A 21334-nucleotide genomic window follows, 5' to 3' on the forward strand; every position below is an offset into this window, starting at 1 on the left:
CGACACTTACGCTTGCGCCGATGCGCTCGCGAGTGCCTCGAAGCTCACTTCCTTGTCCGTCACCTTTGCCTTGCCCAGCACGAAGTCGACGACGTTGCTTTCAACGACGAACGCTTCCATCTCGGCGAGGCGCTGCTGGTTCGAATAATACCAGCGGACCACTTCCTTCGGGTCTTCGTAGCTCTTCGCGAACTCGTCGACTTCCGCGCGGATCTGCTCCGGCTTCGCTTCGAGACCGTTCGCCTTCACGAGTTCGGCCAGCACGAGGCCCAGCTTCACGCGACGTTCGGCCTGCTCGGCGAACATTTCGGCCGGGATCGGTGCGTCCTTCGCGTTCGGCACGCCGCGCTGCGCCAGATCCTGGCGAGCCATTTCGACGAGGCGTTGCTGATCCTGCTCGATCAGCGCCTTCGGCACGTCGAGTTCGGAAATCTTCAGCAGTGCGTCCATCACCTGGTTCTTGACGATCGCCTGCGTGCGACGCTTCGCTTCGCGCTCGAGGTTTTCCTTGATTTCGGCGCGCATCTTCGTCAGATCGCCGTCTTCGATGCCGAGCGACTTCGCGAATTCGGCGTCGATTTCCGGCAGGTGCGGCCACTCGATCTTCTTCATCGTGACCGTGAACTGCGCCGTCTTGCCGGCCACGTCCTTGCCGTGATAATCGTCCGGGAACTTCAGGTCGAACGTGCGCGATTCACCGGCCTTCAGGCCGAGCGCCGCCGTTTCGAATTCCGGCAGCATGCGGCCTTCGCCGAGCACGAACGGGAAATCTTCGGCGGTGCCGCCCTGGAACGCGACGTCGTCGATCTTGCCGACGAAGTCCACCGTCACGCGGTCGCCGTTCTTCGCCGCGGTGTCCGCGCCGCCGTCGCCGTGCTCGCCGGCTTCGCCGCGTGCGTGGTAGTGCACGCGCTGCTTGCGCAGGATGTCCAGCGTGCGGTCGATTTCCGCATCGCCGATCGTCGTCGTCGAGCGCTCGACTTCAGCCGTCGCCAGATCGCCGATCTTCACTTCCGGGTAGACCTCGAACGTCGCGTTGAATGCGTATGCATCGTCAGCTTGCTCCTGCTTCGGCTCGAAGCTCGGCTGACCGGCGACGCGCAGGTTTTCCGCGCGGCTGATCGTGAAGAATTCCTGGCCGATCTTGTCGCTCAGCACTTCCGCTTCGACCTGACCCGCGTATTGCTGGGCAACCATCTTCAGCGGCACCTTGCCCGGGCGGAAACCCGGCATGCGAACGTTCTTCGCGAGTTTCTGGATACGGGCGTCGATTTCCTTCTGCACGGTGTCTTTCGGCAGGGAAATCGTCACGCGGCGTTCAAGCTTGCCGAGGTTCTCAACAACGTTAGCCATGGCTTCAATCGTCCTAAAATTATTCGAGCGAATCGGGTTTTCCTTGCCGTGCCTGCCTGCGGCGTGAAGTGACGGTCACGTTCACACGCCGCGCCGGAGCGCCACGCCATCCCTGCACGCGCCGGATGGCTAGCGCAAGCGGCTCGGAGCACGGCTTTGGCCGGAAGAATCGACTATTCTAGCAAACAATTTTCCTCGTACCGCCAGATCGGCTCGACGTACGCACATACCCGCCTTACCGCCCGGCCCCTTTTAGCGACCACGCGCGCGGATCGCCGCTATGCCGCACACCGTATCCTCCGCGGCCCCGTCATCCTGTAAGCTCCAAATGACGGTGCGCCGCGCGCGCGGCGCACATTGCCCACACCAATCACGCCTTCCGGAGACACCATGCCGCACCATCCGTCCGCGCCTGTCGTCGTCATCGCGCCCGATTCGTTCAAAGGCTCGCTTTCCGCCGAGCAGGTCGCGGACGCGATCGCCACCGGCATCCGCCGCGCCCGCCCCGACGCGATCGTGCGCTGCTGCCCGATGGCCGACGGCGGCGAAGGTACGCTCGACGCGATGCTGGCCGGCGGCGGCACGCGGCGCACGCTGCGCGTCGCCGGCGCATCGCTCGCGGCGCGCGACGCGGCGGTCGGTGTGATCGACGCGCGCAGTGCGATCGTCGAGACGGCCGAGATCGTCGGGATCACGGATCCGATCGGCATGAGCGTGCCGGTCGATGCGCGCAGCACGCGCGGGATGGGCGAGGCGATCCGCATGCTGCTCGACGAAGGCGTGCGCCGCTTCTTCGTCGCGCTCGGCGGCAGCAGCACCAACGACGCGGGCGCGGGCCTGCTCGCCGGTCTGGGCTTGCGGTGCTTCGACACGGCCGGGAAGCCGATCGAACCGGTGCCCGCGCGGCTCGCCGATATCGCACGAGTCGACGTGTCGGCGCTCGATCCGCGCCTGAAGGACGCGGAATTCATCGGCATGTCCGACGTCGACAATCCGCTGACCGGATCGCACGGCGCGACCGCGGTGTTCGGCCCGCAAAAGGGTGTGACGCCGGCGCAGGTCGCGACGCTCGACGCTGCGCTCGGCCGCTTCGCCGACCTGCTCGAGGCCGCGCTCGACCGGCGCGGCCGCGATTTGCCAGGCGCAGGTGCCGCGGGGGGGCTAGGATTCGCGCTCCACATGCTGGGCGCGCAGTTCGAGGCCGGTGCGGAGGTCGTCGCGCGGCAGGTCGGGCTCGATGCGGCGCTCGCGGGCGCCGATTGGCTGATCACCGGCGAAGGCCGCTCGGATGTGCAGACGCTGCACGGCAAGGCACCGTTCATCGCATGCCGCCACGCGCGGGCAGCGGGCGTGCCGGCGTCGCTGCTGTCGGGCGCGGTCGACCCGGCCGCGCTGCCGCGCCTGACCGAACATTTTTCCGGCTGCTTTTCGCCGGCGCCGGGGCCGATCACGCTCGACGTCGCGATCCGCGACGCCGCGAATCTCCTTGCGAACGAAGCGGAACAGTTGACACGGCTGAAGTACGGCGCACACTGACCGTTGACCCGAGCGCGCGATACAGGAACAATCGGGCCCGCCCTTTTTCTTCAGGATTCGACATGAAAGGCCGTCAAGCCGGGCTCGATCAGTTTCTGACCTATCGCCTCCATGCGCTCACGAAGCGATCCGACCGCGGGATCGCTGATGTCTATCGGCGCAAGCTCGACATTTCGCTGCCCGAGGCGCGCGTGATCGCCGCCGTCGGCGCGTTCGGGCCGTTTTCGATCATGGATCTCGCACGCCACACCAACCTCGACAAGAGCCAGGCGAGCCGCGCGGCCGAGGCGCTGCTGCGCCAGGGGCTGCTCGGGCGCAGCGCCAGCGACGAAGACGGCCGAATCGTGCTGATCGCGCTGACCGCCGACGGCCGTGCGCTGCATCGCAAGATCATGCCGATCGTGCGCAAATGGAATGAAGGCTTGCTCGCGTGTCTGTCCGACAGCGAGCGCCAGACGTTCGAGCGGCTGCTCGACAAGGTGGTCGCGCACGCGGTCGAACGCGACGAGTGACGCGGCGCACGGCGCGCGGTTCATGCCGCGACCGCGTCGCACCGGTGTGGAACCACCCGCCGCAAACGTTTTACGCACTGTCGTGCGACTCGGCTACTTTCTTTTTATTCAGACGAATCCTGCAGATCACCGGCATCGGACGCCAGCATGACGGCGCGAGCGCGGCGATCTTCCACCGCAGCGCACGCAACGAATCCCTGCCCGCCGTTCAGGCGATTTCCGCTGCTGCGCCGCGCTTCCACTATAGCCCGCTGTTCGCCGCACGCTGACGCAATAGCCCCAGCACCGCATCGCAGTACGGTGTCGGCACGTCGAGCTTGCGCCCGAGTTCCGGAAACACGCCGAGGATCGGCCCGATCTCGAGGGCTCGGCCGGCTTCGAAATCCTGCAGCATCGACGTCTTGAACGCGCCGAGCTTGCGCGTGACCGCGATTCGCTCGGGGCCGCTCATGCCCGTATCGAGGCCGAGTTTCGCGCCGATCGCTGCGGCCTCTTCCATCATCCGCAGCGCGAGCGCCTGCGTGAATGGATCGTCGAGCAGTTGTTCGGCCGTCGACCCCGTCAAAGCGCTGAGCGGATTCATGTTCATGTTGCCCCAGAGCTTGGCCCAGATCTCGGTGCGAATCGCCGACGTGGATTCGACGTCGAAGCCGCCTGCGGCGAGCGCCGTCGCGAACCGCGCGGCCGGCGCGTCGAGCCGCGCAGCGGGCGCGCCCACGATCAGCCGGTTGCCGCGGCCCCGCCGCACGACGCCCGGCGCATCGGTGCTCGACGACAGATGCACGACGCAGCCGATCGCCTGCGCGGGCGGCAACGCCGCCGAAACCGCGCCACCCGGATCGACCGCGTCCAGCGGCACACCGTCGACCGGGCCGGCGAGCCCGTGCGTGAACCACCACGGCAGCCCGTTCATCGCGGCGACGATCACCGTGTCGGGGCCAACCAGCGGCGCAATACGCGCGGCCAACGCCGGCAGTGCGTGCGCTTTCAGCGCGATCACGACGTAGTCCTGCACGCCGAGCGCGCGCGCGTCGTCGGTCGCGCGCACCGGAACGGATGACACGGTCCCTGCCTCGTCGATTACGCGCACACCGTGCGCGTTCAGTGCGTCGAGCGTCGCGCCGCGTGCGTACGCGCTCACCGCCATGCCAGCCCGCGACAGCGCGGACGCCAGCAATCCGCCGATCGCGCCGACACCGACCACCGCCGCGCGCACCGACCCTGAATTCGTGTCGTTCATGATGAAAATCCGTCCACCGGGAGATGACGAGCATAGCGCCCAATGGTTGCGGATACAACTATTCATCGACGTGCGGCACGCGCATATGCACGGCGTTTCTGCCACGCTGCCGTACGACCGATTCAGCGTGACATACCGCTCGCCTTTGCCGGTTCGTCGCGAGTCGCGGCACCCGGCGCGGCCGCGGACAGCCTGGGCGGCGCGATCGATCGGCGGCGCGGCCGCCAGATGCGGGATCACTTCTTCGAAACGGCTCGCGTCGACGTCGCTGAATCGGCGATTCAGGGCCCGCCGGTAAATCGACATGAACGTGAGCGCGCACGCGCACATCAGTTGCCCGAGCCCGTATTTCACACACCGGGCCCGAAGCCGTGCGTCGACGCCCGGCTCGCTGACCAACCAGCTCACCGCGCGGCCGTGCGCGCCGAGCAGCGCGCGATCCGCGAGCGGACCGCGATCGCACACGCGCTTCCAGTCGCTGAAGAACGCGTGCGGCAGCCGGTACGGGACGCCGCGGCTCTTGCGCGATTCGTGCGGATGGGGTCTCCTGTGCCTTTAAATACGTCAGGCTTTGTCCCTCCTCAGATGAACTCGTCTCAGCGCGATCCCGACACCAACGACAAAGCGCGCCGCCAGCCGTCCAGGCTGGCACTGAATATCGCGGCCGTGCTGGTCGGCCTCATCACGTTCGCGATCGGCGCGGGGTGGTTGATCTACAGCTGGATCGTCGATCGCGAAGCGCAGTACTTCGCGATACCGCTGGTGTTCTCGGTGCCGGTGATCGTGGCGGTCGCGGTGCGGAGTTTCTGGGATTAGGCGAGCGTGGTCGCATGACGGGGGCGGAAAACGAAAAAGCGCTGCGGTCAGCCGACCGGCAGCGCTTTTACACGGACGCCCATTACGGGTTTTCCGATTTCCTGGTGCGTGAGGCCGGACTCGAACCGGCACACCCTTGCGGGCGTCAGGACCTAAACCTGGTGCGTCTACCAATTTCGCCACTCACGCGATTTCCGTCACCCGACCGCGCGGCACGCAAGATGCGCTCTCCACGCGCCCGCGGCGCCATGCCGATACGAAACCGGCATGCCCGATCAGGCGAGCGCGAGATTCTACCCGATCTCCGCCGCATTGTCTCGTCCCGCCGGCACGCGCGAAAGCGCGGTGCTAGAATGCCGCGCTCAACGTGCCGGCTACGCGCCCGCCCGCGTCCCCCGAACCCGTCCGCGACGATCCCATCCGTGAACTTCGACGACTACTGTCAGCAAAAGGCCGCCCCCGCCGGCTCAAGCGCCTACTACGCGCTGCGCCAGGCGCCGCTCGCGACGCAGGCGCGCGTCACCGCGCTATTCGCGCTGCGTCGCGAACTCGAGGAAACCGTCAAGGAAACCAGCGATCCGACCGTCGGACACACGAAGCTCGCGTGGTGGCACAAGGAACTCGCGGCGCTCGCCGCCGGCGAACCATCGCACCCCGTTACGAAGGCGCTGGCGCACCACCATCCGGCGATCGCCACCGAAGCCGACGCGCTGCGCACGCTCGTCAACGGTTACGGAATGGACCTCGAACAGGCGCGCTATCTGGATTTTGCGAACCTGCAGCGCTACATCGCGCAGGTCGGCGGCACGTTCGCGTCGCTCGTCGCGCGCGCGAGCGCCGCGAATCCGGCAGAGCCGCAACCGTGGGCAGCGAACGCCGGCCACGCGCTGATGCTCGCGCAGTTCGTGCAAGAGCTCGGCAACGATGCGCGCCACGGCCGCATCTATCTGCCGATCGACGAACTGCAGCGCTACAACGTGACCGCTGCCGACCTGCTGAACCGTCGCTACAGCCCCGCCTTCACCGAGCTGCTGCGGTTTCAGACCGCACGCGCCCGTGACGCGCTCGCGGCCGCCGACGCGGCGATTCCCGCATCGGAACGCCGCGCACAGCGCACGCTGCGCGCGCAGATCGCACTGGCCCGCGCACTGCTCGACGAAATCGAGCGCGACGGCTATCAGGTGCTGCATCAACGCATCGCGTTGACGCCGATCCGCAAGCTGTGGATCGCGTGGCGCGCCGCGCGCCGCCGCTGACCGGCAACGCAGCGCGACGCCCCCGCCCGTCACGCCCGGAGCAACGGCAGCGTATCGAAGCGCTGCTGCAGCACGCGCGTCGCATCGAGCCCCCACCACGGCCCAAGCACGGTCGCATAGAGCTGCCGAAAATCGACTGCGACCGGCAGGTTGCCATTGCCGTCGACACGCGCGAGCGCGGGCGGTGCGCCGTACAGCCCGCCCGCGACGCGCCCGCCCATCACGAAATGCGGCGCGGCGGTGCCATGATCGGTACCGTTGCTCTGGTTCTCGCGCACGCGCCGCCCGAATTCCGCATACGTCATCACGAGCGTCTGGTTCCAGCGTCCGAGCTCGATCAACGCGCCGCGCATCGCGCTCATCCCTTCTGCGAACTGCTTGAGCAGCGCGGCGTGCTGCCCCGGCTGATTCTGGTGCGTGTCGAATCCGTTGAGAGTGAGCCGCAGCACGGCGACGCCATCCTGCGCGCCCGGTCCGGACGCTTCGCAGGCCGCCAGCACCTGCATCGCGGTCTTCACCGACGTACCGAACGTGCCCGCTGGAAAGGCCGTCCTGAACTCGCGCATCCCGCCGCGCGGGCGCAGCCGGTCGGCCGCCTTCACGATGTCGTTCTCGACGTCGATGATGTGCGCAAGCGCCGGATTCTGCTCGCGCAGCGACGAAGGTTCGGCCAGCCGGGCCGCACGGATGAACTGCGCGGGATTGACGAGCGCGATCGCGCGTGCGCCGTTCGCGAGCGGTCCCATCTCGGCGCTGCCGAGCACGACGCCGTCCGCGGCGAAACCGGGCGGCACGGGCGCCTGCGCGAACGTGCGCGTGAGCCAGCCCTCGTGCAGGTACTGATCGGCGCGCGAAGCGGTATCCCAGATCTCGATCGAACGGAAATGCGACAAGTTCGGCTGCGGATAGCCGACGCCCTGCACGATCGCGACCTGGGCGTCGCGCCACAGCGGCATCAACGGCGCCAGCGCCGGGTGCAGCCCCGTCTGCGCATCGAGCTGCAGCACCTGGTCGCGCTTCACGCCGATGCTGCGCCGGACCTCGTAGTAAAGCGGATCCGCATATGGCACGACCGTGTTGAGACCGTCGTTGCCGCCCTTCAGCTCGACGAGGATCAGCACGTTCGCGTACCCGGCTGCCGGTTGCCGCCCAGTCACGTCCGTCACGGCCGCCGCTCGCGCGGGCGGCTGCCACAACGATACGCCGGCCGCGGCGGCAGCGCCCGTCAGCGTCAGAAAATCACGTCGGTTCATCGTGCATCCTTCGGTTCGCCATGCGCGAGCGTCGCTGCTGCAACGCGACGGTCGATCGTCGTTTCCGTCATTTCAGTTGATAGGCCGGATCCATCAGCAACGCCTCCAGATACGCACTGCCGGTCGAATCCGTATCGATCGCCGCGACCGGCGACACCGGCAGCACCGCGTGCTGAAGCTGCAGCTCGGTCGACAGCCCTGCAATCGCCTGCGGTCGCGCGCGATACTGCGCGAGCCAGCGCTCGAGGTCGAACCGCAAGCCGCCGCGGGGGGGCCTGGTTGGCGCAGCCTGCATACCGACGACCGGAGCAGTATCCGCCACCGGTACCGGCGTCACGTGCGGCCGCGCATTCGGTGCATGCGGCGCACTGGACGCGATCGCATGCGCGGGTGCCCGCATGCCGACCGTCTCGGTCGCGCGAAACAATTGTTCGACGAACTGCTTGCGCGCGAGCAGCGTGGTGCTGTTGATCCACATCGCGCCGCCAGGCCAGCCCTTCACGTTCGGCGGATAGAAAAGGTTCTGCCCGAGCGTGCGCACGGTGTTTGCAAGCATCTGGGGATCGCCGTACGCGACGTCGAAGAGCCGCACCGATCCGACGACGAACTCCACCGGCGACTTGACGAGCACGCCGCGGTTGCGCGGATCCCAGAATGCGTCGGTCGACCACAGTGCGGCGAGCGCCGCGCGAATGTCGTAGCCGCTCGTGCGAAACCGTTCGGCCACGCCGTCGAGCACGTCGGAATCGGGCGTATCGGACACGAACTCGCGCCACAGCTTGCCGGCGATGAAGCGCGCGGTGCCGGGCTGCTTCAACAGGATGTCGAGGAATGCGTCGCCGTCGAACGCGCCGATCTCGCCGAGTATCGTCTTGTCACCCGCGTCGTGCCATTCGGGCCGCACCGTGAAACGAAGCGTGTCGGGATCCACGCTCCAGCCGGTCATCGCGCGCGCGGCTTCGGTCACGTCGTGCTGCGTGTAATGACCTTCGCCGAGCGTGAACAGCTCCATCACTTCGCGCGCGAAATTTTCGTTGGGCCGCCCCTTGCGGTTGCTCGCACCGTCGAGATACTGAAGCATCGCCGGATCTTTCGCGACCGCATGCAGCAGCGTGCCGAAGTTGCCGAGCGCCTCGCGGCGAAACAGCGCATGCTGCGCGGCCATCGTCTGCGGATACGGGACCTTGTCTTGCCCGGACGTGAAATGCCCGTGCCAGAACAGCGTCATGCGTTCGGTAAGCGGCGAAGGCGTCGCGATCATTTCGTTGACCCACGCCGCGCGCAACGCATCGTAGCGGCGATTGCGTTCGCGCTGCTCGTCGCGCCGCATGTCGGGCGTCATTGCCTGCCGCTGCGCACGGGTGGGCGGCAGCTCCGCGACCCAGTCGGGCCAGGTCGTCACGGGCTCGCGACGGACGTCGCCGAGCACGTCGGCCACGGCCTGCGCACGCGTGATGCCGACGATGCGAGCGACGTCGGCCGGTGCGGGAGTGAAGCCGGTACGGCTCAGGAAGAACAACGCATCGTCGGCGTCGAGCGGCGTCTGCATCGCGCGCGATGCCGCGGCGGCGGCGTTCGCTTTCATCGTCGTGGGCTCCCGGAACGCACCGGCGGTGCGGATGCCGGTTCAACGGCGGGACGCATGCGAAAGTTGACCGAAAAATTGCTACGGAATCTTTCCGCGGCAGCGGAACGCGCGCAGGGATCAGCGCTTGTACAGCTCGCGAACGGCGTCCTCGATGTGCTGGCGCAGCAGGTGGCGCTCCTCGGGGGTCATGTGTCCGTCGCGGCGGCGCTGTTCGAGATCGGGGGGCACCGCTGAACGGACCGCCGCGTCCGCAGCACGGTCGGATTGCGGCGCCTTGCCGCGCTGCAGCTTGCGCGACGAGGCGCCCGGCTCCGGGCGCTGCGCATACGCGAAGTTCGACGCATATGGACCGGCAAGTGCGATCGTCAGCATCAGTGCAATCCGGGCAGATCGCATGACCGTCCTCGCTTCTCTGGTCGATTTGTTCCCTTCGTCACGCGGCAACCGGTTACCTCTGGTACTTGAAAAACCCTGCGGAATTCGGGCGTACAAAGATGAAAGATGGAGTGCAGGGGAGTATCTACCGAATTTCGGCTTCGAGTAAAGGAATCTCTATAGCGTGCCTTTACTCCGCGCGACACTACGGGTAAATTTTGTAACGGACTGTAACGCGCGAAAATACGCGACCGTGCGTAATTTCCCATTCGCGATAAGATGCCGCTCATGGAAACGAAAAACCCCTCCAAGATTCTCGTCGTCGACGACGACCCGCGCCTGCGCGATCTGCTGCGCCGATATCTCGGCGAGCAGGGTTTCAACGTATACGTCGCGGAGAACGCGACGGCGATGAACAAGCTCTGGGTGCGCGAGCGCTTCGACCTGCTCGTGCTCGATCTGATGCTGCCCGGCGAGGACGGCCTGTCGATCTGCCGCCGCCTGCGCGGCAGCAACGACCGCACGCCGATCATCATGCTCACCGCGAAGGGCGAGGATGTCGATCGAATCGTCGGTCTCGAGATGGGCGCCGACGACTACCTGCCGAAACCGTTCAACCCGCGCGAACTGGTCGCGCGCATTCATGCGGTGCTGCGCCGCCAGGCGCCGGCCGAGTTGCCGGGTGCGCCGTCTGAAACCACCGAGGTGTTCGAGTTTGGCGAATTCTCGCTGAACCTCGCAACGCGCACGCTGACGAAGTCCGGCCAGGAGATTCCGCTGACCACCGGCGAATTCTCGGTGCTCAAGGTGTTCGCACGTCATCCGCGCCAGCCGCTGTCGCGTGAAAAGCTGATGGAGCTTGCGCGCGGCCGCGAATACGAAGTGTTCGACCGCAGCCTCGACGTGCAGATCTCGCGCCTGCGCAAACTGATCGAACCCGATCCGGGCAGCCCGCGTTTCATCCAGACCGTCTGGGGCCTCGGCTACGTGTTCATCCCGGACGGCGCTGCCTGATCTCCCTTCTTTCCGGTTTCGCCCGCCCACGGCCCGTCCCATGCGTATCGACCGGCGCCTTCTGCAGCTCGCGTTCGGCGGGCTGTTCTGGCGCACCTTCCTGCTGATCGCGCTGCTGATCTCGGTCAGTCTCGCCGCGTGGTTCCAGAGCTTTCGCGTGATCGAGCGGGAGCCGCGCGCGCAGCGCGTCGCGCTCCAGCTCGTCGCGGTCGTGAAACTCACGCGCACCGCCCTGCTCTATTCCGATCCCGACTTGCGGCGCGCGCTGCTGCAGGATCTGGAGAGCAACGAGGGCGTGCGCGTGTACCCGCGCGAGAAAACCGACAAGTTCAAGCTCCAGCCCGACGAATCGCTGAACCGTCTGATCGAACACGACATCCGCAGCCGGCTCGGGGACGATACCGTGATCGCGCAGTCGGTCAACGACATCCCGGGCGTGTGGATCAGCTTCAAGATCGACGACGACGATTACTGGGTCGCGCTCGATCGCGACCAACTGGACAACGTCACTGGCCTGCAGTGGGCCGGCTGGGGGTTGTTCGCGCTCGCGCTGTCGCTGTTCGGCTCGGCGTTCATCACGAGCCTCGTGAACCGGCCGTTCTCGCGACTCGCGCTCGCGGCGCGCCAGGTCGGTTCCGGCCAGGCACCCGATCCGCTGCCCGAGCGCGGGATGGGCGTCGCGGCCGAGACCAATCGCAGCTTCAACCAGATGGTGCGCGACCTCGAGCAGCTCGAGGCCGATCGCGCGCTGATGCTCGCCGGCATCTCGCACGACCTGCGCACGCCGCTCGCGCGGCTGCGGCTCGAAACCGAAATGAGCCCATCCGACCAGGCGACGAAGGACGCGATGGTCGACGACATCGAGCAGATGGACCGCATCATCGCCGCCTTTATCGACTACGCGCGGCCGACGCAGCGCAAGCCGGAGCCGGTCGACCTGTCGTCGATCGCGCATGAAGTCGCCGCGCGCGTGTCGAGCGAGGATGGTGTCGAGATCCGCACGCGCCTCGCGCCGAGCGCCGTGATCGAAGCCGACGAAACGGACATGCGCCGCGTGATCGGCAACCTCGTCGAGAACGCGCGCAAATACGGGCAGAGCCGCGACGACGGGATTTCGCGCATCACGCTCGAGACGCGCGTAACGCACGCGCGCGTCGAGCTGTCGGTGAGCGACGAAGGTCCCGGGATTCCCGAAGATCAATTGCCGCTCGTGATGCGGCCGTTCTACCGCGTCGACACGGCGCGGACCAAGGCGGACGGCACCGGCCTCGGCATGGCGATCGTGCTGCGCCTTGTCGGCCGCTATCGCGGTGCGCTGCGCCTGCGCAACCGCAGCCCGGAAGCAGGCCTCGAAGTCACGCTGGAATTCCCCGGCGCCGGCAAGGCGCGTGCGGCGGCGTGACGCGCTCGCGCACGCTTCTTGCGCGCCACACTATCGGCGCGGTTGAAAAAAACTATGAGTTTCCTTAGTCAAAATCTATTGAATCGTTTTGGTAATAGTGTTATAGTCTGACCCATGCTGTCACATCAACGTTGCAGCACCGAGGTAGCTTGATTCAGTCTTCTTCCCAACTCACACAGGAGTATCCGCATGAAAACCGTGGGCGATAAACTCGAAGCATTCACCGTCGTAGCCGCGAAGCCGGGCTTCAACAATCACGAGGAAAACGGCCAGTCGGCGTTCGAGACCGTCACCGAAGCGTCGTTCCCGGGCAAGTGGAAGATCATCTACTTCTATCCGAAGGACTTCACGTTCGTGTGCCCGACGGAAATCGTCGAATTCGCAAAGCTCGCGAAGCAGTTCGAAGAGCGCGACGCCGTCCTGCTCGGCGGCAGCTCGGACAACGAATTCGTGAAGCTCGCATGGCGCCGTGAGCACAAGGATCTCGACAAGCTGAACCACTACTCGTTCGGCGACGTCAAGGGCGAACTGATCGACCAGCTCGGCGTGCGCGACAAGGAAGCCGGCGTGGCCCTGCGCGCGACGTTCATCGTCGATCCGGACAACACGATCCAGCACGTTTCGGTGAACAACCTGAACGTCGGCCGCAGCCCGGAAGAAGTGCTGCGCATTCTGGACGGCCTGCAAACGGACGAACTGTGCCCGTGCAACCGCGCAGTCGGCGGCGCAACGCTGTAAGCGCATCGATGCACGAAGCCCGCGGCGTACCTTCTGCCTGCGGGCTTTTTTAACGGCCAACCCATAGGAGATATCAATGGAATTCATCGACTCGATTAAGGCACGTATCCCCGACTACGCGAAGGACATTCGCCTGAACCTCGACGGCACGATTTCGCGTTCGTCGCTCGAGGGCAACGATGCGGTCGGCGTGGCGCTGGCGGCGGCCGTTGCGGCGAAGAGCACGGTCCTCGTGAAGGCGATCCGCGAAGCCGGCGTGCTGTCGCCCGAAGAGACAAACGCGGCGCTGACGGCCGCTGCGCTGATGGGGATGAACAACACCTGGTATCCGTATGTCGAGATGGCCGACGACGCCGATCTGAAAACACAGCGCGCCGAGCTGCGTATGGGCGCGTATGCGTCGCACGGCGGCGTCGACAAGCGCCGGTTCGAAATGTACGCGCTTGCCGCGTCCATCGTCGGCAAGTGCCACTTCTGCGTGAAGTCGCACTACGCGTTGCTGAAGAACGAGCAAGGCATGACGACGACGCAGCTGCGCGACGTCGGCCGCATTGCGTCGGTCATCAACGCCGCCGCGCAGGTGATCGCCGCCGAAGGCGAATAAGCGGCGGCGCGTCGCCGTACCGGCCGGCGCGCCAAACGAAAATGCCACGCAAGCGCGTGGCATTTTTTCATTCCGGCGACGCAATGGCCCGAACGCCGGGCGCCGTTTGCGGCCGGCGTCGAGCCGGCCTCGGGCGCTCACGCGTGCTGCTTCACCAGCAGCGCCGCGGCCTGTGCCTCGATCCCCTCGCCCCGGCCGAGGTAGCCGAGCTTCTCGTTGGTCTTCGCCTTCACGTTCACGCGATCGAGCGGCACCCCGAGATCGGCAGCAATGTTTGCGCGCATCCCGTCGATATGCGGCGCGAGCTTCGGCGCCTGCGCGATCACGGTGCTGTCGACGTTCTGGATCGCGAAGCCGGCCGCCTTCACGCGCGCCGCGCACTCACGGAGCAGCACGCGGCTGTCCGCACCCTTGAACGCCGCATCGGTGTCGGAGAAATGACGGCCGATGTCGCCGAGCGCCGCCGCGCCGAACAGCGCATCGGTGATCGCGTGCAGCAGCACGTCGGCGTCCGAGTGGCCGAGCAGGCCGCGCTCGTACGGGATCGTCACGCCGCCGATGATGAGGGTGCGCCCTTCGACGAGCTGGTGCACGTCGTAGCCTTGTCCGATTCTGAAATCCATGCGTATTCCGATTGAGATGAGATGAATGTCAGGAAGCGTTCGCGGGGCGCGCGAGAATCGCTTCCGCGAGCGCGAAATCTTCCGGGTACGTGACCTTGAAGTTGCGCAGGCTGCCCTGCACGACGCGCGGCGTATGGCCCGCCCACTCGATCGCGCTGGCCTCGTCGGTCAGGTCGTGCCCTTCCCGCTGCGCGCGCAGGATCGCGTCGCGCAGCATGCCGATGCGGAACATCTGCGGTGTCTGCGCCTGCCACAGCGCGTCGCGCGATTCGGTGCGCGCGATCGCGTCACCGCCGGCCGGCACGCGCTTGAGCGTATCGGCGACCGGCAGTGCGACGATTCCGCCCACCGGATCGTCCTTCAGCGTCGCGACCAGCGTGCGGATCAGCTCGGGCGTGATGCCGGGCCGGGCGGCGTCGTGCACGAGCACCCAGTCCTGGTCGGTCGCGCCGAATTCGGCCAGCTCGAGCAGCCCGTTGAGCACCGATGCCTGGCGCGAGCCGCCGCCGCAGCGGCGCACCGCGAAGCGCAGGCCCGCGAAGCGGCGCGCATCGAAGTGCGTGTCGTCGGGCGCGAGGACGACGAGCGTCTGCGCGAATTCGCTGCACGCGTCGAACGCGGCGAGCGTGTAATGCAGAAGCGCGCGACCGGCCAGCGTGCGATATTGCTTCGGCACGGCCGAACCGGAGCGGCTGCCCGTGCCGGCGCAGGGAATCAGGGCGAAAAGTCGGGGAGTCACGAAAGAAAACGCCGGAAAGGTGAAATCGAGAAGCGGATTTTATAATAGGTCTTTCGTCTCGACCGGCGCGCCGTGCCGCGCCCGTGCCCGCCACCCTGCCGTCCCTATGCCAGACAACGCTTCCATCCCGTTCGCCTCGCCCGTCGCCCGCGTCAAACCGGGCCAGCGGTTCGCCTTCGACGGCGCGCACGGCTCCGCCGACGCGCTCGCCATCGCCCGCTATCTCGCCGACAACCGCGACGCGGTCCCGCTTCTCGCGGTGATCTGCGCGAACGCGGTCGACGCGCAGCGGCTGTCGCAGGAAATCCGCTACTTCTCGCCGGACGCGCGCGTGCGCCTGCTGCCGGACTGGGAGACGCTGCCGTACGACACGTTCTCGCCGCACCAGGATCTCGTGTCCGAGCGTCTCGCGACGCTGCACGACCTCGGCGAGGGCCGCTGCGACATTCTGCTCGTGCCCGCGACAACCGCGCTGTACCGGATGCCGCCCGCGTCGTTCATGGCCGCGTACACGTTCGCGTTCGCGCAAGGCGAACGGCTCGACGAAGCGAAGCTGAAGGCGCAGCTCACGCTCGCCGGCTACGAGCACGTGAGCCAGGTCGTGCGGCCCGGCGAATACTGCGTGCGCGGGTCGCTGATCGACCTGTATCCGATGGGCTCGCCGCTGCCGTACCGGATCGACCTGTTCGACGACCAGGTCGACTCGATCCGCGCGTTCGACCCCGATACGCAGCGCAGCCTGTACCCGGTCCGCGACGTGCGCCTGCTGCCGGGTCGCGAATTTCCGTTCGACGAGGCAGCGCGCACGGCATTTCGCAGCCGCTGGCGCGAAACCTTCGAGGGCGACCCGAGCCGCGCGCCGATCTACAAGGACATCGGCAACGGCGTGCCGTCGGCCGGTATCGAGTATTACCTGCCGCTGTTCTTCGACGAAACGGCTACGCTGTTCCACTACCTGCCGCAGGACGCGCATCTGGTGTTCGCCGGCGATCTGGAAGCGTCGATCCGCCGCTTCACCGCCGACACGAAGCAGCGCCACGCGTTCCTCGCGCATGATCGCGAACGGCCGATCCTCGAGCCGCAGCGCCTGTTCCTGTCGGACGAGGACTTCTTCGCGTTCGCGAAGCCGTTCGCGCGCGTCGTGCTGCCCGCGCAGCCGGCCGGCGGCTGGGCGACGGCGCTGCCCGAGCTGACCGTCGATCGTCATGCGGACGACCCGCTCGCCGCGCTGCGCACGTTCGTCGAATCGTCCGGCAAGCGCGTGCTGCTGACGGTGGAATCTGCCGGCCGCCGCGAAACGATCCTGCAACTGCTCGCCGAGCATCGCCTGCGCCCCGCGTCGAACGACCACTTCGCAGGCTGGCTGGAAAGCGACGCGCCGTTCGCGCTCGGCGTCGCGCCGCTCGCGAACGGCTTCGCGATCCCGGGCGAAGGCTACGCGGTCGTCACCGAAACCGAGCTGTACGGCGCGCTCGGCCGCCGCGCCGGACGCCGCCGGCAGGAACAGGCAAGCAACGTCGACGCGATGGTGCGCGACCTGTCGGAGCTGAAGGTCGGCGATCCCGTCGTGCACGCGCAGCACGGGATCGGCCGCTACATGGGCCTCGTGTCGATGGATCTCGGCGAAGGCGAGACCGAATTCCTGCACCTCGAATACGCGGGCGAAAGCAAGCTGTACGTGCCGGTCGCGCAGCTGCACGTGATCTCGCGCTACAGCGGCGCCGATCCCGACAGCGCGCCGCTGCACGCGCTCGGCTCCGGCCAGTGGGAGCGCGCGAAGCGCAAGGCCGCGCAGCAGATCCGCGACACGGCCGCCGAGCTGCTGAACCTGTATGCCCGCCGCGCGGCGCGGGAAGGCCATGCATTCGCGCTGGAGCCGCGCGACTACGTGAAGTTCGCGGAGAGCTTCGGCTTCGAGGAAACGCCCGACCAGGCCGCGGCGATCGCGGCCGTGATCGGCGACATGACGAGCGGCAAGCCGATGGACCGCCTCGTGTGCGGCGACGTCGGCTTCGGCAAGACCGAGGTGGCGCTGCGCGCGGCGTTCATCGCGGTCATGGGCGGCAAGCAGGTCGCGCTGCTGTCGCCGACCACCCTGCTCGCCGAGCAGCACACGCAGACCTTCGCCGATCGTTTCGCCGACTGGCCGGTGCGTATCGTCGAGCTGTCGCGCTTCAAGACGACGAAGGAAGTGAACGCGGCGATCGCGCAGATCAACGAAGGCAGCGTCGACATAGTGATCGGCACGCACAAGCTGCTGTCGTCGGACGTGCAATTCAAGCGGCTCGGCCTCGTGATCATCGACGAGGAGCACCGCTTCGGCGTGCGCCAGAAGGAAGCGCTGAAGGCGCTGCGCGCGGAAGTCGACGTGCTGACGCTGACCGCGACGCCGATCCCGCGCACGCTCGGGATGGCGCTCGAAGGGTTGCGCGATTTCTCGGTGATCGCGACTGCGCCGCAGAAGCGGCTCGCGATCAAGACCTTCGTGCGTCGCGAGGAAGAAAGCGTGATCCGCGAGGCGATGCTGCGCGAACTGAAGCGCGGCGGCCAGGTGTACTTCCTGCACAACGAGGTCGAGACGATCGAGAATCGCAAGGCGAAGCTCGAGGAACTCGTGCCCGAAGCGCGCATCGTGATCGCGCACGGCCAGATGCACGAGCGCGAACTCGAACGCGTGATGCGCGATTTCGTCGCGCAGCGCGCGAACGTGCTGCTGTGCACGACCATCATCGAAACCGGCATCGACGTGCCGAGCGCGAACACGATCATCATGCACCGCGCGGACAAGTTCGGCCTCGCGCAGCTTCACCAGCTGCGCGGCCGCGTCGGCCGTTCGCACCACCAGGCGTACGCGTACCTGCTGGTCCACGATCCGCAGTCGCTCACCAAACAGGCACAGCGCCGGCTCGAGGCGATTCAGCAGATGGAAGAACTCGGTTCGGGCTTCTATCTCGCGATGCACGACCTCGAGATCCGCGGCACCGGCGAGGTGCTCGGCGACAAGCAGTCGGGCGAGATCCACGAGATCGGCTTCCAACTGTATACCGACATGCTGAACGACGCGGTGAAGGCGCTGAAGAACGGCAAGGAACCCGACCTCACCGCACCGCTCGCCGCGACGACGGAAATCAACCTGCACGCGCCCGCGATCCTGCCGGCCGACTACTGCGCGGACGTGCAGGAGCGGCTGTCGCTGTACAAGCGGCTTGCGAACTGCGAGCACGGCGACGCGATCGACAGCATCCAGGAAGAGCTGATCGACCGCTTCGGCAAGCTGCCGCCGCAGGCGCACGCACTCGTCGAGACGCATCGGCTGCGGCTCGCCGCGAAGCCGCTTGGCATCGTGAAGATCGACGCGAGCGAAGCCGCGATCGGGCTGCAGTTCGAGCCGAGTCCGCCGATCGATCCGATGCGCATCATCGAGATGGTGCAGAAGCACCGCCACATCAAGCTCGCGGGGCAGGACAAGCTGCGCATCGAAACGCGCTCGCCCGATCTCGCGATCCGTGTGTCGACGATCAAGGAAACGTTGCGCGCGCTCGCACCGCGCGTGGATGTGGCGAGCGCAGCACGTTGACCTCACGGCCGCGATGCTGCACCGCATCGCGGCCGGCGAAGGCGTGCAGACGCGTTTTTGAGTATGATTTTCCCATTCCTCAGACGGAGTTTTGCCATGTCCACTCTCGACGCGCCGGCGCCGTCCGCCGCCGACCAAGGCGACGCTTCGCTCGTCAGCCTGCCCTGGATCAAGCAGCTGGTGTCGATGGACACGACGAGCCGCGTGCCGAATCTCGGCCTGATCGAAACGGTGCGCGACGCGCTCGCCGCGCAAGGTATCGAGTCGACGCTCACGCACGATTCGCGCGAAGGCTGGGCGAACCTGTTCGCGACGGTGCCCGCGCACGACGGCTCGACCGACGGCGGCATCGTGCTGTCGGGCCACACCGACGTCGTGCCGGTTGACGGCCAGCAGTGGGACAGCAACCCGTTCGCGCCGGAGCTGCGCGACGGCCGCCTGTACGGCCGCGGCACCTGCGACATGAAAGGCTTCATCGGCGCGGCGCTTGCGCTGCTGCCCGACATGCAGGCGACGAAGCTCGCGAAGCCGATCCATTTCGCGCTGTCCTATGACGAGGAAATCGGCTGCGCGGGCGCACCGCTGCTGATCGCCGATCTCGTCAAGCGCGGCGTGAAGCCGTCCGGCTGCATCGTCGGCGAGCCAACCAGCATGCGGCCGATCATCGCGCACAAGGGCATCAATGCGTACCGCTGCTGCGTGCGCGGCCACGCGGCACACTCGTCGCTGACGCCGAAGGGGTTGAACGCGATCGAATACGCGGCGCGGCTGATCTGCCACATCCGCGACATCGCCGAGCGCTTTCGCGCCGAAGGGCCGTTCGACGCGCTGTACGACGTGCCGTTCACGACCGCGCAGACGAGCACGATCCAGGGCGGCAACGCAATCAACACTGTGCCGGCCGAATGCCGGTTCGACTTCGAATTCCGCAACCTGCCGACGCTCGACCCCGAACAGATCTTCGCGCGCATCGAAGCGTATGCGCAGGAAACGCTGCTGCCGCAGATGCGGCGCGAGCACCCGAACGCGGCGATCGAATTCTCGAAAATCGCCGCGGCGCCGGGGCTCGACGCGACCGAACAGGCCGCAATCACGCAGCTCGTGCGCGCGCTGACGGCCGACCAGGACAAGCGCAAGGTCGCGTACGGCACCGAGGCCGGGCTGTTCGAACGCGCGGGGATCCCGAGCGTCGTCTGCGGGCCCGGCAACATCGAGCAGGCGCACAAGCCGAACGAATACGTCGAGCTCGCGCAGCTCGCCGCATGCGAGCAGTTTCTGCGCAAATTCATCCGCAGCATGTCGGTCGACGCACACTGACTGCCCGCGCCGCCGCCTGCCCGCGTGCGCGGGCAGGCTCCCTCCCGCCCCCACCCGCCACGTCATGTCGAACGAACAACAGGGCACTGCCCATACGACGATCGACGGCGAGCCGATCCCGACGCTCGACGAAATCGCCGCGCAGCACTTCGCGTTGTCGCCGTGGGTCGCACGCACGCCGGTGTTCGAGCGCGCCGACCTGCCGTCCCTCGAGGGCACGCACGTCAACTTCAAGTTCGAGCTGCTGCAGGCAAGCGGCAGCTTCAAGGCGCGCGGCGCGTTCACGCACCTGCTCGCGCTCGACGAGGCGCGCAAGAACGCCGGCGTCACCTGCGTGTCGGCGGGCAATCACGCGGCAGCCGTTGCGTATGCGGCGATGCGGCTCGGCAGCAGCGCGAAGGTCGTGATGTTCCATACCGCGAGCCCCACGCGCATCGCGCAGTGCAAGCAGTACCGCGCGGAAGTCGTGCTCGCCGGCAGCGCATCGCAGGCTTTCGACCTCGTGCGGCGCATCGAGGCCGAGGAAGGCCGCTTCTTCATTCATCCGTTCAACGGCTATCACACGATTCTCGGCACCGCGACGCTCGGCTACGAATGGGCGACGCAGACGCCCGATCTCGACGCGGTGATCGTGCCGATCGGCGGCGGCGGCCTCGCGGCCGGCATGGCGACCGCGCTGCGGCTCGCGAATCCGCGCGTGCACGTATATGGCGTCGAACCGGAAGGCGCCGACGCGATGAGCCGCAGCTTTGCGGCGAATCACACGATCAAGATGAGCGCGATGCAAACGATCGCCGATTCGCTGATGGCGCCGCACACCGAGGAATACAGCTACCAGCTGTGCCGGCGCCACGTCGACCGCATCGTCACCGTATCCGACGACGCGTTGCGTGCGGCGATGCTGTTCCTGTTCACGCATCTGAAGCTGTCGGTCGAACCGGCGTGCGCGGCGCCGCTCGCGGCGCTGCTCGGCCCGCTGCGCGAAACGCTGCAGGGCAAGCGGGTCGGCATACTGCTGTCCGGCACGAACACCGATCCGGCGACGCTCGGCATGCATCTCGCGCACGCGACGCGGCAGCGCTGACGCCCCGCACGCCGGTGAGGGTTATCCCCAGTTTATGTTGACAGCCCTGTTGATAACCCCGCGCACAAGCACGCAAGTGATTGAGTGCGCAGCGTTTTATGCGCGCACGGCGCGCAGGCCGCGAAATAGGCAGATGCCGCCGCCGAATGCGCGTATCGCGGCACGGCAACGTGCAATGCGGCACGCGCTCGGCAGGCGCGCCCCGGTCGGCATCACCCTCATCCCGCCCTGTTCGTCGTCCTGATGCGGCGTCCGCCGCCTTGGCGGCTCATCCGCCACGCGTGTGCGACACGCAAAAAAAAACGGG

The 21334-nt window shown here is 66.9% G+C and carries 19 protein-coding genes and 1 tRNA gene; 12 read left to right on the plus strand and 8 right to left on the minus strand.

Features of this window, described 5'->3' with window-relative positions:
- Window positions 1-6: 6 nt before the first annotated feature.
- The gene (gene tig, locus WK25_RS09370) at window positions 7-1353 is read right to left on the minus strand and encodes a trigger factor (protein WP_040144381.1); all 1347 of its coding nucleotides are present in this window, start codon (window positions 1351-1353) and stop codon (window positions 7-9) included.
- A gap of 390 nt (window positions 1354-1743) precedes the next feature.
- On the opposite strand from tig, the gene WK25_RS09375 reads away from it, so the two are divergent.
- The 3 genes from WK25_RS09375 (at window position 1744) to WK25_RS09385 (ending at window position 3670) form a co-directional block, all read left to right on the plus strand.
- Window positions 1744-2889 carry a glycerate kinase gene (locus WK25_RS09375; protein ID WP_069241487.1) on the plus strand — a complete coding sequence of 382 codons (1146 nt, stop codon included), beginning with the start codon at window positions 1744-1746 and terminating at the stop codon, window positions 2887-2889.
- A 62-nt stretch (window positions 2890-2951) separates the two neighbouring features.
- The gene (locus tag WK25_RS09380) at window positions 2952-3401 is read left to right on the plus strand and encodes a MarR family winged helix-turn-helix transcriptional regulator (protein WP_069241488.1); all 450 of its coding nucleotides are present in this window, start codon (window positions 2952-2954) and stop codon (window positions 3399-3401) included.
- Window positions 3398-3670: a hypothetical protein gene (locus WK25_RS09385; RefSeq protein ID WP_069241489.1), complete on the plus strand. Its 273-nt coding sequence runs from the start codon at window positions 3398-3400 to the stop codon at window positions 3668-3670. Before WK25_RS09380 ends, WK25_RS09385 begins: the two co-directional genes overlap by 4 nt.
- Here the strand turns inward: WK25_RS09385 and WK25_RS09390 are convergent.
- The gene (locus WK25_RS09390) at window positions 3643-4641 is read right to left on the minus strand and encodes a 2-dehydropantoate 2-reductase (protein WP_069241969.1); all 999 of its coding nucleotides are present in this window, start codon (window positions 4639-4641) and stop codon (window positions 3643-3645) included. The genes WK25_RS09385 and WK25_RS09390 overlap by 28 nt on opposite strands.
- A 585-nt stretch (window positions 4642-5226) precedes the next feature.
- On the opposite strand from WK25_RS09390, the gene WK25_RS09395 reads away from it, so the two are divergent.
- Window positions 5227-5457 (plus strand): hypothetical protein, encoded by a 231-nt coding sequence (locus tag WK25_RS09395; RefSeq protein WP_040144385.1) that lies wholly within the window; start codon window positions 5227-5229, stop codon window positions 5455-5457.
- Between the two features lie 102 nt (window positions 5458-5559).
- Here the strand turns inward: WK25_RS09395 and WK25_RS09400 are convergent.
- Window positions 5560-5646 (minus strand) — tRNA-Leu (locus WK25_RS09400).
- Window positions 5647-5879: 233 nt separating this feature from the next.
- Here WK25_RS09400 and hpnD point away from each other — a divergent pair.
- The gene (hpnD, locus tag WK25_RS09405; protein ID WP_040144431.1) at window positions 5880-6713 is read left to right on the plus strand and encodes a presqualene diphosphate synthase HpnD; all 834 of its coding nucleotides are present in this window, start codon (window positions 5880-5882) and stop codon (window positions 6711-6713) included.
- Window positions 6714-6742: 29 nt separating this feature from the next.
- Here the strand turns inward: hpnD and WK25_RS09410 are convergent, their stop codons facing one another.
- The 3 genes from WK25_RS09410 to WK25_RS09420 all read right to left on the minus strand — a co-directional run bounded on the left by WK25_RS09410 (window position 6743) and on the right by WK25_RS09420 (window position 9950).
- Window positions 6743-7966, minus strand: a complete 1224-nt coding sequence (locus WK25_RS09410; protein ID WP_069241490.1) for a DUF1501 domain-containing protein — start codon at window positions 7964-7966, stop codon at window positions 6743-6745.
- 67 nt (window positions 7967-8033) lie between these two features.
- The gene (locus tag WK25_RS09415; RefSeq protein WP_069241491.1) at window positions 8034-9551 is read right to left on the minus strand and encodes a DUF1800 domain-containing protein; all 1518 of its coding nucleotides are present in this window, start codon (window positions 9549-9551) and stop codon (window positions 8034-8036) included.
- Window positions 9552-9671: 120 nt separating this feature from the next.
- Window positions 9672-9950 (minus strand): hypothetical protein, encoded by a 279-nt coding sequence (locus tag WK25_RS09420; RefSeq protein WP_040144434.1) that lies wholly within the window; start codon window positions 9948-9950, stop codon window positions 9672-9674.
- A gap of 258 nt (window positions 9951-10208) precedes the next feature.
- On the opposite strand from WK25_RS09420, the gene ompR reads away from it, so the two are divergent.
- From ompR to WK25_RS09440, 4 genes are all read left to right on the plus strand, one after another.
- The gene (gene ompR / locus WK25_RS09425) at window positions 10209-10943 is read left to right on the plus strand and encodes a two-component system response regulator OmpR (protein ID WP_004192636.1); all 735 of its coding nucleotides are present in this window, start codon (window positions 10209-10211) and stop codon (window positions 10941-10943) included.
- A gap of 40 nt (window positions 10944-10983) precedes the next feature.
- Window positions 10984-12345 (plus strand): ATP-binding protein, encoded by a 1362-nt coding sequence (locus WK25_RS09430; RefSeq protein ID WP_040144435.1) that lies wholly within the window; start codon window positions 10984-10986, stop codon window positions 12343-12345.
- Window positions 12346-12534: 189 nt separating this feature from the next.
- Window positions 12535-13083, plus strand: coding sequence for a peroxiredoxin (locus WK25_RS09435; RefSeq protein WP_009691824.1), 549 nt, complete (start codon window positions 12535-12537; stop codon window positions 13081-13083).
- A gap of 76 nt (window positions 13084-13159) precedes the next feature.
- A complete protein-coding gene (locus WK25_RS09440) occupies window positions 13160-13687 on the plus strand; it encodes a carboxymuconolactone decarboxylase family protein (RefSeq protein WP_040144436.1) in 528 nt (175 codons plus the stop codon).
- Window positions 13688-13824: 137 nt separating this feature from the next.
- Here the strand turns inward: WK25_RS09440 and ispF are convergent, their stop codons facing one another.
- Both ispF and ispD read right to left on the minus strand, forming a co-directional pair.
- Window positions 13825-14310 (minus strand): 2-C-methyl-D-erythritol 2,4-cyclodiphosphate synthase, encoded by a 486-nt coding sequence (gene ispF / locus WK25_RS09445; protein WP_040144437.1) that lies wholly within the window; start codon window positions 14308-14310, stop codon window positions 13825-13827.
- 28 nt (window positions 14311-14338) lie between these two features.
- Window positions 14339-15049, minus strand: a complete 711-nt coding sequence (gene ispD, locus WK25_RS09450) for a 2-C-methyl-D-erythritol 4-phosphate cytidylyltransferase (protein ID WP_069241492.1) — start codon at window positions 15047-15049, stop codon at window positions 14339-14341.
- 19 nt (window positions 15050-15068) lie between these two features.
- Here ispD and mfd point away from each other — a divergent pair, with 19 nt between their 5' ends.
- The 3 genes from mfd (at window position 15069) to WK25_RS09465 (ending at window position 21027) form a co-directional block, all read left to right on the plus strand.
- The gene (gene mfd, locus WK25_RS09455) at window positions 15069-18626 is read left to right on the plus strand and encodes a transcription-repair coupling factor (RefSeq protein ID WP_156789024.1); all 3558 of its coding nucleotides are present in this window, start codon (window positions 15069-15071) and stop codon (window positions 18624-18626) included.
- Between the two features lie 96 nt (window positions 18627-18722).
- The gene (gene argE / locus WK25_RS09460; protein WP_040144440.1) at window positions 18723-19943 is read left to right on the plus strand and encodes an acetylornithine deacetylase; all 1221 of its coding nucleotides are present in this window, start codon (window positions 18723-18725) and stop codon (window positions 19941-19943) included.
- Between the two features lie 64 nt (window positions 19944-20007).
- The gene (locus WK25_RS09465; protein ID WP_040144441.1) at window positions 20008-21027 is read left to right on the plus strand and encodes a threonine/serine dehydratase; all 1020 of its coding nucleotides are present in this window, start codon (window positions 20008-20010) and stop codon (window positions 21025-21027) included.
- Window positions 21028-21334 lie beyond the last annotated feature (307 nt).

The sequence above is a fragment of the Burkholderia latens genome (assembly GCF_001718795.1).
Taxonomy (GTDB): Bacteria; Pseudomonadota; Gammaproteobacteria; order Burkholderiales; family Burkholderiaceae; genus Burkholderia; species Burkholderia latens_A.

Coding starts and splice junctions, on each gene's coding strand:
- WK25_RS09395 (WP_040144385.1), top strand. CDS start 5,227: ATGAACTCGTCTCAGCGCGATCCCGACACCAACGACAAAGCGCGCCGC.
- WK25_RS09440 (WP_040144436.1), top strand. CDS start 13,160: ATGGAATTCATCGACTCGATTAAGGCACGTATCCCCGACTACGCGAAG.
- argE (WP_040144440.1), top strand. CDS start 18,723: ATGTCCACTCTCGACGCGCCGGCGCCGTCCGCCGCCGACCAAGGCGAC.
- WK25_RS09380 (WP_069241488.1), top strand. CDS start 2,952: ATGAAAGGCCGTCAAGCCGGGCTCGATCAGTTTCTGACCTATCGCCTC.
- WK25_RS09415 (WP_069241491.1), bottom strand. CDS start 9,551: ATGAAAGCGAACGCCGCCGCCGCGGCATCGCGCGCGATGCAGACGCCG.
- WK25_RS09410 (WP_069241490.1), bottom strand. CDS start 7,966: ATGAACCGACGTGATTTTCTGACGCTGACGGGCGCTGCCGCCGCGGCC.
- ompR (WP_004192636.1), top strand. CDS start 10,209: ATGCCGCTCATGGAAACGAAAAACCCCTCCAAGATTCTCGTCGTCGAC.
- WK25_RS09435 (WP_009691824.1), top strand. CDS start 12,535: ATGAAAACCGTGGGCGATAAACTCGAAGCATTCACCGTCGTAGCCGCG.
- ispF (WP_040144437.1), bottom strand. CDS start 14,310: ATGGATTTCAGAATCGGACAAGGCTACGACGTGCACCAGCTCGTCGAA.
- WK25_RS09465 (WP_040144441.1), top strand. CDS start 20,008: ATGTCGAACGAACAACAGGGCACTGCCCATACGACGATCGACGGCGAG.
- WK25_RS09375 (WP_069241487.1), top strand. CDS start 1,744: ATGCCGCACCATCCGTCCGCGCCTGTCGTCGTCATCGCGCCCGATTCG.
- WK25_RS09390 (WP_069241969.1), bottom strand. CDS start 4,641: ATGAACGACACGAATTCAGGGTCGGTGCGCGCGGCGGTGGTCGGTGTC.
- WK25_RS09420 (WP_040144434.1), bottom strand. CDS start 9,950: ATGCGATCTGCCCGGATTGCACTGATGCTGACGATCGCACTTGCCGGT.
- tig (WP_040144381.1), bottom strand. CDS start 1,353: ATGGCTAACGTTGTTGAGAACCTCGGCAAGCTTGAACGCCGCGTGACG.
- WK25_RS09430 (WP_040144435.1), top strand. CDS start 10,984: ATGCGTATCGACCGGCGCCTTCTGCAGCTCGCGTTCGGCGGGCTGTTC.